At 51.7% G+C, this 17,789-nt stretch carries 12 protein-coding genes and 2 riboswitches; of the genes, 8 read left to right on the top strand and 4 right to left on the bottom strand.

Annotation, left to right across the window (positions count from 1 at the left end; all coding sequences use genetic code 11):
* Positions 1-41 precede the first annotated feature (41 nt).
* The 4 genes from cobA to QZ209_RS01500 all read left to right on the top strand — a co-directional run bounded on the left by cobA (position 42) and on the right by QZ209_RS01500 (position 4,046).
* Entirely contained in the window at positions 42-842 is an 801-nt protein-coding gene (gene cobA / locus QZ209_RS01515) for a uroporphyrinogen-III C-methyltransferase (RefSeq protein WP_294343887.1), read from the top strand.
* A gap of 88 nt (positions 843-930) precedes the next feature.
* Positions 931-2,304, top strand: coding sequence for a cobyrinate a,c-diamide synthase (locus QZ209_RS01510; RefSeq protein ID WP_294343886.1), 1,374 nt, complete (start codon positions 931-933; stop codon positions 2,302-2,304).
* Positions 2,305-2,457: 153 nt separating this feature from the next.
* Entirely contained in the window at positions 2,458-3,300 is an 843-nt protein-coding gene (locus QZ209_RS01505; protein ID WP_294343885.1) for an ATP-binding cassette domain-containing protein, read from the top strand.
* 8 nt (positions 3,301-3,308) lie between these two features.
* Complete coding sequence (locus QZ209_RS01500) at positions 3,309-4,046, top strand: ABC transporter permease (RefSeq protein WP_294343883.1); 738 nt, start codon at positions 3,309-3,311, stop codon at positions 4,044-4,046.
* 21 nt (positions 4,047-4,067) lie between these two features.
* Here the strand turns inward: QZ209_RS01500 and QZ209_RS01495 are convergent, their stop codons facing one another.
* The 4 genes from QZ209_RS01495 to QZ209_RS01480 all read right to left on the bottom strand — a co-directional run bounded on the left by QZ209_RS01495 (position 4,068) and on the right by QZ209_RS01480 (position 9,118).
* Positions 4,068-5,114, bottom strand: coding sequence for an ABC transporter substrate-binding protein (locus QZ209_RS01495; RefSeq protein WP_294343880.1), 1,047 nt, complete (start codon positions 5,112-5,114; stop codon positions 4,068-4,070).
* 19 nt (positions 5,115-5,133) lie between these two features.
* Entirely contained in the window at positions 5,134-5,940 is an 807-nt protein-coding gene (locus tag QZ209_RS01490; RefSeq protein ID WP_265370501.1) for an ABC transporter ATP-binding protein, read from the bottom strand.
* Positions 5,934-6,932 (bottom strand): iron ABC transporter permease, encoded by a 999-nt coding sequence (locus QZ209_RS01485; RefSeq protein ID WP_294343863.1) that lies wholly within the window; start codon positions 6,930-6,932, stop codon positions 5,934-5,936. The genes QZ209_RS01490 and QZ209_RS01485 overlap by 7 nt, the downstream gene beginning before the upstream one ends.
* A 77-nt stretch (positions 6,933-7,009) precedes the next feature.
* A complete protein-coding gene (locus tag QZ209_RS01480; RefSeq protein WP_294343860.1) occupies positions 7,010-9,118 on the bottom strand; it encodes a TonB-dependent receptor in 2,109 nt (702 codons plus the stop codon).
* A gap of 268 nt (positions 9,119-9,386) precedes the next feature.
* A riboswitch (cobalamin riboswitch) is annotated at positions 9,387-9,624 on the bottom strand.
* A gap of 231 nt (positions 9,625-9,855) precedes the next feature.
* Positions 9,856-10,069, top strand: a riboswitch (cobalamin riboswitch).
* A gap of 199 nt (positions 10,070-10,268) precedes the next feature.
* Between QZ209_RS01480 and QZ209_RS01475 the strand changes: the two genes are divergently transcribed.
* From QZ209_RS01475 to QZ209_RS01460, 4 genes are read left to right on the top strand one after another with little or no spacing between them, the layout of a single operon-like run.
* A complete protein-coding gene (locus QZ209_RS01475; RefSeq protein WP_294343857.1) occupies positions 10,269-11,273 on the top strand; it encodes a TIM barrel protein in 1,005 nt (334 codons plus the stop codon).
* Entirely contained in the window at positions 11,270-12,298 is a 1,029-nt protein-coding gene (locus QZ209_RS01470) for a radical SAM protein (RefSeq protein WP_294343854.1), read from the top strand. Before QZ209_RS01475 ends, QZ209_RS01470 begins: the two co-directional genes overlap by 4 nt.
* Complete coding sequence (gene cobN / locus QZ209_RS01465) at positions 12,295-16,071, top strand: cobaltochelatase subunit CobN (protein WP_294343851.1); 3,777 nt, start codon at positions 12,295-12,297, stop codon at positions 16,069-16,071. Before QZ209_RS01470 ends, cobN begins: the two co-directional genes overlap by 4 nt.
* Positions 16,068-17,789: a TonB-dependent receptor gene (locus tag QZ209_RS01460; protein ID WP_294343849.1), complete on the top strand. Its 1,722-nt coding sequence runs from the start codon at positions 16,068-16,070 to the stop codon at positions 17,787-17,789. Before cobN ends, QZ209_RS01460 begins: the two co-directional genes overlap by 4 nt.

The raw sequence follows: 17,789 nt of genomic DNA, 5'->3' as shown, positions 1-17,789 counted from the left end.
TCCAGAGCTATTATGACAGTTCGAATAGACAGCACAGCTCTATGATCGATAAAAAAGGAATTGTAACTATCGCGGGTGCGGGTCCGGGAGATCCTGAACTTCTTACGCTAAAAGTTTTAAAACGGCTGCAGGATGCCAATGTCGTATTGCATGATTCGTTGATTTCAAAGGAAATACTGAAGCTTGTCCCGGATGATGCAGAAACCGTCAATGTCGGTAAGCGCTGTGGTGACGGTCAGGACCAGGAGAAACGACAGGAGCGTATCAATGCAATGATGATCGGCTATGCTCTGGAAGGAAAGTATTGTGTTCGTCTCAAGGCGGGTGATCCCTTTGTTTTTGGCCGGGGTGTCGAAGAGGTACGGGCTCTCATGGAAAAAGGCATCGAGGCAGAGGTTATTCCCGGTATAACCGCAGGTCTTGCTGCTGCGAATATGTTGCAGATTCCCGTTACCGAACGAAACAGAACAAGCTCCCTGTTGTTCTGTACCGGTCATACGGCGAGCTATTCTTTCGAGCAGTTCCAGGGTGTTCTCGCTCTGCTCAGGGAAGGCAGTCCGGTTGTGATGTACATGGGAATGAAAAATTTTGAGACAATTGTCAACCGTTTGCTCGATGCTCATTTGCCCGTGTCTCTTCAGGTGAGCATTGTATCGAAAGTTTCGCTTTGTGATCAGAAAGTGATTACGGGAATGCTCGAGACCATTGGTGATGTCATCAGGGAACAGGATATCGAGACGCCGGTAGTTTTTTTTATCGGTGAGCATACACTTCCCGTTAAAGAGCTTTTTTCAACATCAACAGGTTTTCTGAACACATCCGAAAAGGAAGAATTACAATGAAGAAATGTCCCGGCAGGAATTGTGAAAAAAAACAGGACTGGATGCATCACTGGAAAGGTATGCAGTGTCGGCGTGAGGGGCCGTACTCATGATTAAACCGGCTTTTCTGCTGGCGGCTCCTTCCAGCAATACCGGCAAGACTACTCTGACGCTTGCACTGTTGCGCATTCTTGCGCAGAAGGGGATGGACGTCCAGCCATTCAAGTGCGGCCCCGATTATCTCGATACCTATCTCCATACACTGGCCTCGAGGTTTGACGGGAGAGGCAGGCAGGGAAGAAATCTCGATATCTTCATGGCTTCCGAAGATCATGTGAAGGGAGTATTCCTTCAGCACTGTGCTGAAGCCGATGCCGCTGTCGTCGAAGGAGTTATGGGGTTGTTTGACGGTTCGGTCAAGTCCGAAGGAAGCAGTGCCGCGATTGCCGGTATGCTCGGTATCCCGGTTGTTCTCATTGTCGATGCAAAAGGGGTTGCCTATTCTGTGGCTCCGCTTCTTTACGGATTCAAACACTTCGATCCTTCGCTTCGTCTTGCCGGAGTGATTTTCAACCGGGTCAACAGGTTGTCACACTATGAGTTTTTGAAAGAGGCTTGCCATGATGTCGGGGTTGAGCCTCTCGGTTATGTCCCGAGGGATGAAACGATGGCTGTTTCAGACCGCTATCTCGGCCTGAATATCGCGCCGGACGTGGATCAGGAATCGGCTATTGCCGCTATGGCTGATCATGTGAGTAAAACAGTTGACGTGGAAAAGATAGTGCAACTCTGCAGCGTAGAAATTCCCCGACCTTTTCCGCGCTTTTCCTGCACCGGTCGTGGCAATGCCGTCATCGCTGTGGCACGTGATGCAGCTTTTAATTTTGTCTATGCCGAAAATCTCGATATTCTCGGTCAATATGGAAAACTCGAGTTTTTCAGCCCACTCGATGACGCGATACTGCCCCATGCCGATATGCTCTATCTGTCCGGGGGGTATCCGGAGCTCTATGCGAAAAGGCTTGCTGAAAACGCCGGGATGCGAAAGCTGGTGAAAGCGTTCGCTCTCCGGGGAGGCGTGACATATGCCGAATGCGGTGGAATGATGTATCTCGGGAACTCGATAACCGGGAGAGACGGAGTGAACCATGAAATGTGCGGTGCTCTTGATCTCGAGACCACCATGCGGGATGCGCGTTTACATCTCGGGTACAGAAAAGTCGATCTTTCCGCAGCAGGATATGCGAGGGAGCTCAAAGGGCATGAGTTTCACTATTCAAGTCTTGGCGGAATCGGGCATCTCGACAATGTGGCTGAAATAAAGACCGCACGTGGCAGGGTTGTCGATACCGCTGTTTTCAGAGTAAGGAACACCTTTGCATCCTATGTACATCTCTACTGGGGAGAAACACCCGACTTCCCGGGGTTTCTGCTCGATCAGGCGCATGTTACCGGATCGTCACCGGAAAACGCCAGGGATTGAAAATGTTTCGAAAGTTTCATGTTTGATGTTACTACAGATATCCAATGATAGACAGATGTTGTTGCGTTCGATTCCGGCTGTGCCCGCCTTTCCTGTTCGGAGTCGGATGTTCTGCGCTGAACTTTCTGCACTTGAACACAGGAGAAACAGAGCATGATAGAAGTTTCGGAACTCAGGAAATCTTACGGAGAGAAAGGACGCTCGATCATCGCCGTCGACGGTCTCTCGTTCCGGATTCGGCCGGGTACGGTTTTCGGGCTCCTGGGACCGAACGGGGCTGGGAAAACAACGACGATCCGGGTGATGACCACGCTGAGCGATCCATCCGGTGGAGCCTGCTCCGTCGCGGGATTCGACGTGACACGCGATCCTGCTTCGATCAAGGAGCGAATCGGCGTCGTACCTCAGGAAAACAATCTTGACAGGGAGCTCAGTGCGTATGAAAATCTGTTGATTTACGGGCTTCTGCATCGTGTGACCGGACTACGGAAGAAAATTTCTGAAGTGCTCTCGGTTGTTGAGCTCGATGAAAGCAGGGAGAGAGTTGTTCAGGATTTTTCCGGGGGCATGAAGCGCAGATTGCTTCTTGCAAGGGCACTCCTGACCGATCCGGAAGTGTTGTTTCTCGATGAACCCACGATCGGTCTCGATCCGCAGATAAGGCGTCATTTCTGGAATGTCATCCGAAAAATCGGTATGGACGGGCGCACCGTTGTCATGACGACGCATTACATCGAGGAAGCCGAAGCACTGTGTGACATGGTCGGTATCATGTCGAAAGGGAAAATGGTTGCTTTCGATACGGTTAAAGGCTTGAAAAAGCTTGTCGGAGAATATGTTGTCGATACCATAACCGAAGACGGGAGACTTGAGCAGTTTATGTGTTGCGACCGTCGGGAAGCTGACAGTGTCGCTTCCGGCCTTCAGGGCCGTTTGACCATACGCCGGTCGAGTCTCGAGGATGTTTTTGTCAAGTTGACGGGAGCGAGGATATAATGAACACCATGAGCTGGTACCCAGTGTTTCTTCGTGAAATGCTGTTGTTCCGCAGAAAACTGTTTCGCGTCGGTTATCTTTTTTCCGCGATGGTCGTGCCTATGATCTATCTCGTGACGTTCGGGCTTGGCCTGGGGAGAACTATCGATGTCGGGGGTATGAGTTACGTCGCATACCTGTTGCCCGGGCTTGTAGCCATGAGTTCCATGAACAACTCCTATTCCTGGGTTTCGAGTGCCCTGACGCTCAACAGGCATTATTTCAAGACCTTTCAGGTTTTCGTTCTGGCGCCGGTTTCTCCTTCGGCGATCATGCTTGGGGAGGTCTTTGCCGGGATGGTCAAGGGATTGTTCGCCTCTCTCCTGATCATCTGCACGGGCTTTCTTTTTACCGGTATGTTTGTGACGACGCTTTTTTTCCTTGTGGCCCTTCTCTTAAACTGTTTTCTTTTTGCCTCTCTCGGCGTGATTACGGGGATGCTGGCCAAATCGCATGAGGATACCTCGACGTACAACAATTTTTTCATTCTGCCGATGGCGTTTTTCTGCGGTACGTTCATTCCCGTCGACCGTCTGCCCGCGATGCTCGGAACCGTAGTGGCCATGCTGCCGCTTACCCATACCAATATCCTCATCCGCAAGACTGCCTTGGACAACGAAGGCGTCGTTTCCCTCTCCGTACTCGTCTGTTATGCCGTTGTTTTTTTCTCCATCGGTTCCAGGCTTATCCGGAAGTACAGCGAATAGAGGTTTCCTAAAGTAATCCGTTCACCTGCTGTTGATTTCGGTGATTTTCAGCAGGTCGCTGGCTTGAGTGCTTGAAAGATCATAGTGATAAAATGTCTTGAAGTACTCCCGCACGATCTCCTCGATATCGATGCCGTACACTTCAGGGTAGAGCTGATTTGCAAGCCAGGGGATGCCGAGCAGCCGGTTGATGCTTGCCGGGCGGTCGAACCAGCCGTAGGGAAGATAGGGGGTTTGGTAGATACGGTTGTTTTTTGCCGCCTTCAGCCTTGCCCAGAGCGGATCCTTTTGAATATGCTGCATGGTTGGGGTTATTTTTCCCAGGCCCGCCCAGACGATTACTACGTCGGGGTCCCACATCAGTAGCTGTTCCATCGAGACTTCACTCATGCCCTTGCGGCTGATAATGTCGATATCGGCGGCGTTGATCCCTCCGACCATCTCGATAAGCCTGCTATGGATCGAGCCTGCCGGATCCGTATGTAGTCCGTATTCACCTTCCGCATAATAAACGCTAAGCTTTTCGTTTCTTTCGATTTCAGACGCTTTCTCTCTCACCGGATTGACATGACGTTCGATGAAGCGGTTCATGGCGGAAGTTTGTGTTGTACGGTCGAAGAGCCTGCCGAGCCGCTCGAAGACTTCGGGATAATCATCGAGGTTGAGTGAAGCCAGATAGACCGGAATACCGGTTTTGGCTGCAAGTTTATCCGCTTCGTCAACCGAACCGGGATTGATATCGAAAAACGTGAGAATCATGTCCGGTTGAAGTTTCAGGATCTCTTCAGCCGAACCTTCGGTGTAAGGGAGCGCGAGGTATGATTTGGAAAGAAATTGCGAGGCTTCCGGTGTAAAGTTGAACGACCGGTTCACGATCAGCCCGGGATCGATCGCATACATGAGAATACTTCCTGGCCGATTGACATATACCCTTGTCATTGTTTCCGGTACGGCCATGGTTCTGCCGCCCATATCGGTGACGGTTTGTGTTCCCTCATGATCTGAAGGTTGTGGAAGGCTGCACGAAATGAAAAAGAGCAACAAGAGAAAGTGTGGTATGCGTTTCATGGTCATCTTGTTTTATTATTCAGCTGTCGATAAGCGGTCTGCAGACCTTCAACGGATTCTTGCCGGGTGTGCCGGCTTCGATCACTTCTACGTTCACACCATAGATCTTTTTGAGAATGTCCGGCTGCAAAGCTTCCGAAGCATCATCGTAATGGAGAACAGAACCGTTGGAGAGCATCAGTACTTTTGCATCGAGAAGAAACGCCTGGTCTGGCTGGTGCGTCGTCATCAGAATTCCGGTTTTCGCTTCTGCAAGTGCACGTATTTTTTTCAAGAGACGCGCCTGGTTGCCGTAATCAAGATTGGATGCCGGTTCATCGAGAATAAGCAGGCCCGCTTCCTGTGCAAGTGCACGAGCGATAACCACCATCTGGCGTTCTCCTCCGCTCAGTTCGGTATAGATACAATCGGCCAGGTGGCTGATCTCGAGCATGTCGAGGATGCTGTCTACAACGAGGAGATCTTTTCTGCCGGGGCTTCCGAAAAAGTTCATATGTGCGGTCCGGCCGAAAAGAATGACATCGTTGACCTTGTAAGGAAAAGGGGTATGGTGCGCCTGGGGAACATAAGCGATGAGCTTGGCGAGCTCTTTTCTGCTGAAACTGCCGAGAGGTTTTCCATTCAGTGTGATGGAGCCCGACAAGGGGGGGAGTATGCCTAGGAGTGACTTGAAGAACGTGGTTTTGCCCGTACCGTTTTGTCCCAGGATGCAGAATGTTTCGTCCGATGAAATGGAGAGGTTGATGCTTTTTAGCAAAGGCTTCCGGAGCCGGTAGCCGAGGCTGGTATCCCGTATATGTAGCCGCAGTTTCTTTTGATCTACCATGTTTCGCGGGAGATGATCTTCAGTAAAATGATAAAGAACGGCGCTCCTGCAAGGGCGGTGATGATTCCGATAGGGATTTCAACAGCGAGGAGTGACCGGGCGAGGTTGTCGAAAAAGAGCAGTGCGATACCTCCGGAAAGAAAGGAGAGTGGTAGCTGGATACGGTGATCGGGACCTGTAATCATTCTTGCAACGTGAGGGATGACCAGGCCTATCCAGCCTACGAGTCCGCTGAGCGCTATGACGCTTGCCGTTACGAGCGTGGCGGAACCGATGATGATCATACGCAGACGATCTGTGTGGATACCCAGTGCCCTGGCTTCGTCTTCGCCGAACGAGAGCACGTTCAGGCGCCAACCCGAAAGAAGTATCGGCAGGCTGCCGGCCGTTACGAGCGCAAGAACATAGGGGAGTTCCTGCATGCGGATATCAGCCAGACTGCCCATCAGCCAGAACGTGATGGCCGGCAGCCTGTTTTCGGGATCGGCTGAATACTTGACGAGCGAGATCAGCGCCGTGAACAGTGCCGAAATGACGATGCCGGAGAGAACAAGCACAAGAATTGCATTGTGATTTTTGCCGATGCTTCTGCTGACCCAGACCGCCAGAAAAACTGCGATAGCGCCTCCGGCAAACGCCGATGCCTGAACCGCTATCGCGGGCAGTGAGAGCAGGATAGCCAGAGCGGCACCGAATCCCGCTCCTGAACTGACACCGAGAATATCCGGGCTGACCATCGGGTTGCGGAACATGCCCTGATAGGCCGCACCGGCAAGAGAAAGGGCTCCGCCGACAGCTACAGCTCCGATGATTCTCGGCAGCCTGATGTGAAACAGTACGGCATGCAGGTGGGGATCTGTGCTCTGGCGGTCGATAAGGAATGAGAAAAGCTGATCCGGGGAAACCGGATAGCGCCCTATCCAGAGGGAAACCATGGCCTCGAGAAGGAGCAAAAGGGTGCATGAGAGGAGGATAAGACTTTGTTTCATCATGCGGAAAAGGATTCGAAACTGTTTTTTTCCTGTTTCTTCATCAGGTGTCCGGCTTTTGAGACTGTATCATGTTGTTATTAGAGTGTGACCTTGAGGGATGTTTTCAGGTTGATTCCCGGTTCATAAAGAAAATCCGCATAATTGAGATGGCTGCGGTAAGCTCTGTCAAAGATGTTGTCGACTGCCACGGAGAGGGCGATGTTCCGGTTGAATCGGATGCCGCTTCTTACGTTGAAAACCGCATACCCGGGTGTTGCCTTTTCATTCGGAGCCGGATTTTCCTGATTGTCGAAGATTTCGCTGTTCAGCTCTATCCACCAGTTCGAGGTGCTGTTGATCGAGTCTTCCCAGCGGAAGCCGACCAGTCCGTTGAGCGGCGGGATGGTGTTGAGCCTCTGGCCGTCAGTTGTATTTTCACCGATCACCGACGCTATGTTGCCAAACAGGGAAAGATGTTCGGCTGGCCTCCAGGTGACACCGCCGTCGAAGCCGTACACTTCGGCTTCCGGAACGTTGACGTAGGTTTTTGTTTCCATACCGTTGAAGGTGACATCCGGGTTGCTCTTAAGGTCGATATAGTTCTCGACCCAGGAATAAAAGATGGAGAATGAACCGGTAAGGGTTTCTGATTTGATTTTAATACCCGAATCGATATTCCAGGAGTATTCCGCATCGAGATCGGGATCGCCGAGAATGATGTAACTGCCTCCTCTTGTGGAGAAGCGTTCGAACATGTCAGGCGAGCGGAATCCGGTCGCGATGTTTGCTGTCAGGTTCACCGTTTTGTTCAACGGATGTACATAGCCGAGTGAGGCTGTAAGCGCCTGATCGCTCTTTTCTTTGAAAACGTTCACTTCTTCCACCACTTTTTTGACGGTCTGTCCGTCAGGTTCATACACTACTGTCCTGAAACGTGCGTCCTCTGCATCGGCGCTGAAATAGTCGTAGCGGAGACCGCCCATCAGGACGGAACCGTTATGGAAAACATGTTTATCCTGGGCGAAAAAACCGATATGATCGCGATGGGCGTCGGAGACGGGTGGGAAGGTGATTTCTTTTGCGGTTTTCCCGTTCGAAGTTTTTTTCTTGATCTGTTTTTCAGCGGATTCCGCGTTTTCGTGCACATAGTCGAGCCCGGTAACAAGCGTGTTTTGCCGTGTAGGTGCAAAGGTGAGCTGTAGCGATGCTCCTTTTGCTCCGGTGTCGATCCGGTTGTTCTTGAGAGTATACATCGGTTGCGTCGAACTGTTTATTCTGCCGTCATATACACGTTCCTGGTCGACAAGCCAACCTTTCAGGAGCAGTTCCTCAATGGCTCCGAGTTGCCGGGCTGTATACGCTGCTTTCCAGGTATCGGTGTCAAATTTGGTGAAGTGAGACCATGGCGCGTTATTTTTCTGGGGGACTCCCTTGTCAACGATGCCGGTATGGCGATATGAAAGTGACACTTCGTGCTGATCATCGATCATATAGCGGCCCTGAGCTCCCAGACTCATGGCCTCGAACTGGCTGTTTGCGATCTTGTTGCCATTTCCATCCGTATAGTCACCATGGTCCCGGCTTGAAGCATCGATGCGGAAATCGAAACCGTTACCTCCTCCGCCAAGTGCCACGTTTCCTTGCCAGCCTTCGTCGACCGAACTGTAAGTGCCTGATGCTTCCGGTGCAAAACTCCAGCCATCGTTCAGTGCGAAATCAGGTTTTTTCGTGATGAAGTTTATGACACCACCAAGAGCATCACTTCCATAGAGCACCGAAGAAGGGCCCTTGAGTATTTCGATTCGCTCGATATCTGCAACACCGATAAACGGTGTGAGTGGATCGCGCCCCGCCCAGAGATTGTTTTCGCGATCTCCATCTATCAGCACGAGCGTCCTGGTACCGCTAAAACCCCTGATCACGGGGGCGGCTTCCCACATTCCGCTGCCTTCGATGCTGACTCCCGGTACCTTTTCGATAAGTTCTGAGCTGTTTTCAGCGACCTCACGTTCGATATCGGAGGAGGAGACGGTTTCTATGGATACAGGGAGTGAAAACGGAGTTTCCTCTGTTTTCGTGGCGGTAATCACGATCTCCGGTACGGTAATTTCTCCGGAAGCGTTTTCCCCGGAAAATGCGGAAGAGGGGAGAAGAAGCAATGCGAAAAAAGTTTTCAGAAGCCCTTTCGTCAATGATGGGTGCTGCATGGTTTCGTCAGGTAAAAGTTACTGTTTTCGATGAAAGCATGTTCTTCACCGTTTCAGCAGGAGTTCTGCAAAATGGTCGTTTAAGCACGACATGACGTACCGGTGGCTTACTATGCGGATCACCAGACTGCATTGATAGATGCTGAAACAGGTCGAACTGAATTTCATTCCGGGGTATCGGCTTATTGCCGGGCTATGGTCCCGTAGCCGTTTGAGCCGCAGGAAAATCGCTGCTTGTTTTCGTAAACAACAGTGTTTTGCCTGTTAACTCTGGCAATAATCAACCGGCAGGTTTCCTGACTCTCACTGAAAAACATTATCGAGGCTGTGCCTTCCCACGCCGTCCGGGATGGACGATAAGGTTGACGCAGTGACGCAGACTCACGCAGATGAGCTGATGAGATCAGCTCCAGTAATGACAGTTGCGGGAACAGTTCGTGATTTTCACACGATTCCCTTTTACCCCATGGCTTGTCGCCACAGGCACCGGTTGAGAAAGAACATTCCAGAAAAGTGATGGATTATAATGAAAAAATACGGCGTTGCAAAGTTGCTGTACTATTTGTCGGGAACACATCATCCCTATAGGCACCTCTAAAAACGTATTGCACGCCCCGATCGCTACGCTCCATCAGCCTTGCTCTCGAACCGCTCATGGCACTTTTTAGGGGTGTCCATAGAAGAGAGGGCTGATAAAAAACGAAAGAGTCGGGAATTTGTATTTCAGCGGGTTTTACAGTATATACAAACACTACGGTGTCGGCTGGCTTCTGCCAACCGGCTTAAAAGGGAATCCGGTGGAAATCCGGAACAGTACCCGCTGCTGTAATCCTGTACCGGCTTCATGCCGGAGATATTGATCTGCCAAGATGCCACTGAACCGGGCTCCCGGATCGGGAAGGCGGCAGATTCAGGAGAGTCAGAAGACCTGCCGTGATGTTTATCGCTTCGGGTTAAAGCAATCGATCTCAATATGTTGTGCATTACTCTTCCGCGAAACAGGTGTAGGGATATTCTCTGTCCACAGCCTGTTGTCTTTTCTATCGACAGGTCTGAATGTTCTTGCCGATTCGATCAGCATGCACGCTGTTTTCATGCTTTCCCGGTTGCGGTAAACGATGTTTTTACCGAACCAGTGAAGTAATGGGCCATGCGTTTCTTACTCAATATCAGCACTCATGCAAACGATCTTTCCATTGCCGGTGAGCGTTGGGAGCATGCTGTTTCTCTGCTCGATGAGACAGATTTCGACGGTTATGAGCTCTATCCGGTAGGTGATTACGAGTACGATTCAATCCCCGGAGAGATCATCGGTGGCATTCACCTGCGTTTTTTCGTGATGCTCAAACAGATATGGTACAACGACAGGCGGCAACTCCTGGCGATGTTCGACAACGAGAGGAACATCGAGATGTACTATGGTGGGACCAGCCGGGAGACGATCGTCGCCTGTTACCGTAAACAGCTCGAGCTTGCAAGGCGTTTCAACTGCCCTTATGTGGTTTTTCATCCTGTCCATTACGAGCTCGACTACATTTTCAACTGGAATCCGCCATGGAGTTGGGAGGAGATGGTCGATCTGTCTGCCGATGTGATCAACGAGGTAGTACGTGATACAGCGTATGATGGCTGGATTCTGTTCGAAAATCTCTGGTGGCCGGGCAATTTCCGGCTCGACAGCGTGCGGGAAATCGACCGGTTGTTCGATCGCCTCGAGTACTCCAAGCCGGGTCTGGTGCTCGATACCGGCCATATTCTCAACAAGAATCGCTTACTCGTGAACGAAAAGGAGGCGGTGGCGTATCTGCTCGGTGAAGTCGATCGTCTCGGCAGCTATCGTGACCTTGTAAAGGCGGTACACCTCTGCAAGAGCCTGTCGGGTGACTATGTTCGTGCAAGCATGGAGATGCACGAGCCGTTCGATGGTGCGGAGACCTTCTGGGAGCGGTTTACGGTTGCTGTGCGTCATGTGCGCCGGATCGATGAGCATGATGCGTTCAGCCATGCGTCGATTGCCGGACTGTTTGAAAGGATCGCGCCGGATACGACAGTTTTTGAATTTTCTTTCCGTTCGAAAGAGGAGTGGGTCGATAAAATCCATCGTCAGAAACAGTCGTTGGGAGAAAGGTTTTTCACCCGGAAAGAGAGATCATGATTGCAAATCCCCCTTCATATCTGATGCTCATGGTGACGACAGCCTGCAACCTTTCCTGTGCCTACTGTTACGAAGGAGAAACTCATGCAGGGAAGGTGATGCATCTCGATACGGCGATGAAGGCTCTCCATATGGCTGCGGCATCAGGCCGGGCTTTTCATGTACAGATTACAGGAGGGGAACCGTTGCTTGCCGCCGAACAGGTCTTTACGATTCTCGAACAGATTCAACGTGAACGTTTGCCGGCTACGACGGCACTGCAGACCAATGGTGTACTGCTCGACAGAGAGACGGCAAGAGAGCTGAAGCGTTACGGAACAGGAATCGGTATCAGCATCGACGGGTCGCCGTACGTGCAGGAGGTGTTACGCGGTGGAAGCCGGGAGACCTACCGTGCGCTGACAATGCTCGAAGAAGAGCGTATCCCGTTCAGGGTAACGGCGGTGCTGGCAGACCGGAATGTCAGGGAACTCAGAGGGCTTCTGATGGCGCTGTATCCTTTTTCATCGGCATGCGGTTTCGGGCTCGATCTTCTGGTGCAGAAAGGTGCTGCAGCTGAAAAAAGATGTCATTTGCCTCGAAAGCAGGTTCTCGCTGCAGAGACATTCCGTTTACTCGAAACACTCGACCTGTTCAACCGGCGGCGCGAACGGCCGCTGGAATTTCGGGAGAGAGCGCTTGTTCTTCGTTCATGGCGTCAGGGCTCGAGTCGCGCCTACTGCTCCGCATGTTCCGGTGCGAGTCTTGCCGTGACTCCTGATGGGAAGCTCTATCCCTGCACTCAGGCTGTCGGTGATCCGGCCCTGTTTCTCGGAACGGTCGATGCCCCTTCGTCGGCATATCCTGCGTTGTCGGAAAGCACTCTTTTTTCCGAAGCATGCACGGATTGTCCTCTCGAAGGCAGGTGTCCCGGTGAATGTCCTACACGCCTTCTCTATAACGGAGATGTCGGCAGAGAACTGATCTGTGAGTTGTATCGTACGATTTTTCAATACTGTGTTCAACAGGGAGACATAGCGGTATGAAGCATTTTACCTTGTGTTATTTCAGTACCAGTCCATCGGAGATTCCGTCTTTGAGCGCAGGTGTGCGCCGTTATATCGACGATGGTGGATCGGTGAGCGTGAAGGCTCGTCTTCGTTCCCAATTGTCGACGCCGGCTCAGGCTGCGGAGTTTGTGCGCCAAGCGGTCGAGTCGGACGTGCTTATCGTTCGGCTCATGGGCGGAAAAGCGTCGTTTCCTCCGTTCGACGATTTTCTCGAAGCTTACCGGCTGCGAAAAAGTGAAGGCCGGAAAGCCCCGCTTCTGTTCATTCATTCAGCAGGCGGGGATGAAGAAGCTCTTGAATTGGCACATGAGCACAGTGAGTTGTTCGGAACTGAAAAAGGGGATGCCGTCAGCCGTTATCTCATGAACGGAGGGATGGAAAATTTCAGGAATATGTTACGGTATCTTCACAATATCCTCTTTTCTGCCGATATCCCGGTCGAGGCTCCCCGAAGAATGCCGCACCAAGGGATCTACCATCCTGATTTTCCGGCGTTCGACGATATCGACGGTTATCTTGAAAAGCACGTCGATCCCGCGAAGCCAACCGTCGGCGTGTGGTTTTACCAAAGTTATTTCATCGACGGCGACCTGGCCGCATTCGACTATCTGATCAGAGAGATCGAGCGTCAAGGGGCCAACGTTATCGCGGTCTTTCATCTGCGTTACAAAGATGCGATACGGGGCAACAGGGGATCGGACTACGTTGCGGACGCCTTTTTCAAGGATCACAATGGAAGAAGCAGGATCGATGTGCTCATCAATCCGCTCCTCTTTTCACTTACGCTCAATTCGAAGGATTACGACGATATTCTGCCCGGGCTGGACGTACCGTTCCTGCAGGCTCTCATGACATTTCAGCCCTATGAGCAGTGGAAAGCGAGCCTGCAGGGGCTCGGGACAATGGAGGTTTCGTTTTCCGCAGCACAGCCCGAGTTCGATGGCGCATTGGTTACCGTGCCGTTCGCAACGAGAGAAAACGTCGGTACGGATACCTTGACCGGTGCAGAGCTTGTCAGGATCATGCCGGTCGAGGAAAGGGTTCGAAAACTTGTTTCCATCGCGTTCAGGTGGGCGGCGTTGCGTCACAAGCCCAATGCTGAAAAGCGCATCGCCGTGATTTTCCATCATTATCCTCCCCGTAATGACCGAATCGGGTGTGCTGTCGGTCTCGACAGCTTCGAGAGCGTCAAGCTGCTGCTCGAACGGATGGCGAGCGAAGGGTACAAAATCGACCGGCAGTATGAAAAAGGAGACGATCTCGCTCGGGAACTGCTCGAGGGTATGACCTGTGACCGGCGGTGGCTGACCCCTGACAGAATGGCGGAAAAGACCGAAGCAACGGCAGGGCCGGATGAATACCGGCCATGGCACGAGGCTTTACCGGTGAATGTGAGAGAGAAAATGGAGGAAAACTGGGGAAATGTGCCCGGCGATCTGTTCGTTGACGGCAATTCATTGCTTTTTCCCGGAACGGTAAACGGCAATGTTTTTATCACCATACAGCCTCCAAGGGGTAAGCTCGAGCGTCAGGATCAACTTGTTCATGATCCGGATATTCCACCGCCGCATCATTATCTGGCGTACTATCGCTGGCTGCGTGAAATCTTCAGGGCCGATGCGGTGATGCATGTCGGCAAGCACGGGTCTCTCGAATGGTTGCCGGGCAAGGCGCTCGGACTTTCAGGCGAGTGTTTTCCGGATCTGGCTATCATGGACCTTCCCAACATTTACCCCTATATCATTAACGATCCCAGCGAGGGGACGCAAGCCAAACGGCGGTCGTACTGCTGTATCGTCGATCACCTGACACCAGTTTTCACCAATGCGGATCTGTATGAGGAGATGGCGTCGCTTGACAATCTGCTCAAAGATTATGCTGCTGCGCGCAGCAGTGATCCGGGAAAGCTCGAAGTTCTGATGCCAATGATCTGGGATGCACTGGTCGAGGCTGACCTTGACAAGGACACAGGGTTCGGCAGGGAAGGGGCAATGGCTGACTTCGACGGGTTTCTCGAGCATCTGCACCGTTATCTTGACGATATCGCCGACACGATGATTTCGGATGGCCTGCATACTCTCGGGCTTTGTCCTGAAGGAGAAAGACTCGTGGAGCTGGTTGTACAAATGACCCGGCTCGAACAGGGTGAGGCTCCTTCGTTACGTGAATCGATTCTCCGGGCACGGGGGTATGATATCGATGAACTGATAGAGAACAAGGGGTGTCCGGTCTTCGGCGTGACCGCCAAGACTGGCGGCCAGGTGATTCGAGAGGCTCACGATACTGCTCTCGAACTGGTTCGGATGCTCTCTCGTCACGACTACGCGGAAGATTGTCTCATATCCATCCGCAAGGTAATGCCGGAGGTGACGAGCGATGACGTGATGAAATGCCTGCGCTATATCTGTTCGGACCTCGTACCACGGATCAGAAAAGTGAGTGACGAAATCGATTCGGCCTTCAAGGGATTTGACGGAAGATTTGTCGAACCGGGACCTTCCGGCGCTCCGACACGGGGACAGGCCGATATCCTGCCTACCGGTCGTAATTTTTATTCCATCGACCCCCAGAAAATTCCCACACCGGCGGCATGGAAGGTCGGTATGAGTCTCGGCGATGCGCTTGTCGAGCGTTACCTGGAGGAAAAGGGTGACTATCCGAGGAGCATAGGCGTCATTCTTTTCGGTGGAGCGACCATGCGTTCAGGGGGGGATGACCTTGCAGAGATATTTTACCTGATGGGCGTCAAGCCGGTCTGGAAAAAAGGGAGCGGTTATGTCGAGGGACTCGAAATCATCCCTTCCAGTGAGCTCAAATGGCCAAGGCTCGACATCGTTCCCAGGATTTCCGGGTTTTTCCGTGATGCTTTTCCACTGCTTGTCGACCGGATAGACGATGCAGTCAAGATGGTTGCAGCTCTCAACGAACCGCCTGAAATCAATATGTTGCGGCGAAACGTTCTTTCCGATGCCGAAAGTTACCGCAAAGACGGAATGAACGAAGACGAAGCCATGCGCGAAGCGACATTCAGGGTTTTCGGATGTCCTCCCGGAACCTACGGAGCGGGAGTCGAAGAGTTGATCGAATCGAAAAACTGGGAAACGCAGGCTGATCTTGCCGATAACTATGTCCGCTACTCATCCCATGCATATGGTCGGGGATCGTATGGAAAACAGAAGCCTGCGACTTTCAGGAAAGTGCTTTCCAGGCTCGATGCGACCGTCAAAAACGAAGATTCCCGTGAGTATGACATGTTTTCCTGTACAGATTACTACAACTACTACGGTGGACTGATCACTGCGGCGAAGCAGGAGCGGGGCGCGTTGCCTTTCGCGCTTGTCGGCGACAGTTCCGACCCCGAACGAGTCAAGGTGCGTTCGACATTCGAAGAGGCCAAGCACATTTTCCGCTCCCGTCTGCTCAACCCGAAATGGCTCGATGGGTTGAAACGTCATGGCTACAAAGGTGCCGGGGACATTTCCAAGATGATGGATGTCATTCTTGGCTGGGATGCGACTGCGGAAGTGGTCGAGGACTGGATGTACGAACGTGTTGCCGGCAGGTACGTGCTCGATGAGGAGATGAAACGGTGGATGCAGGAAGTCAATCCCTATGCCCGACAAAATATTCTCGACAAGCTGCTCGAGGCGATCGGCCGCGGTATGTGGAACGCTTCCGAAGAGATGAAGCAGCGTCTGCAGGAAGAGTATCTTGAAACCGAAGGAGAGATAGAGGAGATCAACGAGTGAGGCAGTTGCAGCTATTGCTTGTCGCAGGGATTTTAGTTTGGTTGCAGGTTGTTCTTCCTCAGTTGCTGTTGGCGGATCAGAAGGATGAGAAGCTGGTGATCACCGCCGATGAGATACGTGCGATGCAAGTCCTGAAAATCAGCGAGGTCCTCAATCGTATTCCGGGAATCAAAGCAGGGGAGACATCGGTCTCCATCCGTGGTTCGGGCAATGTCAAAGTGTTTCTCGATGGCCGTAGCATCAATGATCCCACATCCTTTTCCGGTTCGGTGAAATGGTCCATGATTTCTCTCGATACCATCAAAAAAATCGAAGTGATAAAGGGTGGTGGCGGTACGGCCTATGGGGACAATACCGGAGGTGGTGTTATCGTAATCACCACAAAGAGTGCTCAACGTCTTGGCGGTACGGTCGGAGGATATTGGGGTGACAATGGCCAGAAAAACGCGTCGCTCAACCTGTCGGGGCGGAAAAACAACGTTTCGGCAAGTCTTACGAGCGGCTATGAGTCCTATGACGGTTTTACCGTCAATGGCGACAAGACCAGACGCCGTTTGGGAACAAGGATTGATTACCGCGCATCACACAATATTTCACTGTTCCTTTCAGGGGAGTACAATGATGAAAAAAAGGGCCTGAGAGGTTACCCGGAAAAACGGACTCCGAACTCGAGAAAGAATTACGATGACTGGTCATGGTTGTTCGGGCAACGATACGGAGATATGACAGGGAGGACTTACTATTCCACATCACGGACGGTGAGTGAAGACCCTGACAAGGATCTGTATGCTTCTCTTGAGGTCGTCAAGGCAGGCCAGTCATTACAAGCACCTTTTGCGCTTCCGTTTTTCGGCAGGGTCGAAAGTGGTGCAGGTTATGAGTGGCGTCGGGCGTCGGGGAACAGGTTCACGACCACCGATGAAGAACAGGCCTGGTTTTTCCTTTCAAAAACGTTATACAAAGATGCAACTCCCTGGTCATTTTTCATGGGTATCCGCACCAATTACTATTCCAACTTCTCCAATACCTTGAATCCGGAGGTAAAGGCCGGGTATTCCCGTGATAGCTTTTCTTTCGAACTCTCTGCAAGCCGTTCGAGTAACCTGCCGACTTTCAGGCAGCGTTTTTACGAATCTTCCGTCACCAGGCCAAATCCTGATCTCCAGATGGAAAGGGCGATGAATTATGCGCTGTCCTTTTCGGTGATGCCCGATTCTTCCCTGTCAATCGATGCATCGGTGTTTCATCGCGATATCACCGATAGAATAACCTATGTGCGCAAACCCGACAATACAGGACGTTACGAGAATTTCGGGCAGGTTACCTATCAAGGCGCCGAGGTTTCGGTCACATGGGCACTCTCGGACATTGTCGAGGTGAGCCCATCCTACAGTTACCTGCACGCGCTCAATGAAGAGACAGGTTACTGGTTGCCGGCAAAGCCTTTTCATACCGTTTTGATGGAAGTCGTTATACAACCGTTTACAGGTTTTTCATTCAGAACGACGGCCAAGTTTACCGGAAAGGTGTATACCAATGCCGGTAACACTTCGACGATTCCAGGGTATACGGTGGTCGATGCAAGAGCTGACTATTCCTTGGATAAACTGACATTTTATTGCGATATAGACAATCTTCTCGACGAGCGTTACCTCTATGTCGATGGCTACGATGCGCCACCCAGAGAGTTTGTTGTCGGCATGAACTATACTTTTTAA

It is taken from the genome of Prosthecochloris sp. (assembly GCA_015482705.2).
Taxonomy (GTDB): Bacteria; Bacteroidota; Chlorobiia; order Chlorobiales; family Chlorobiaceae; genus Prosthecochloris.
The sequence above is the reverse complement of the archived record's forward strand: the minus strand, read 5'-3'. Positions and strand labels throughout refer to the sequence as shown.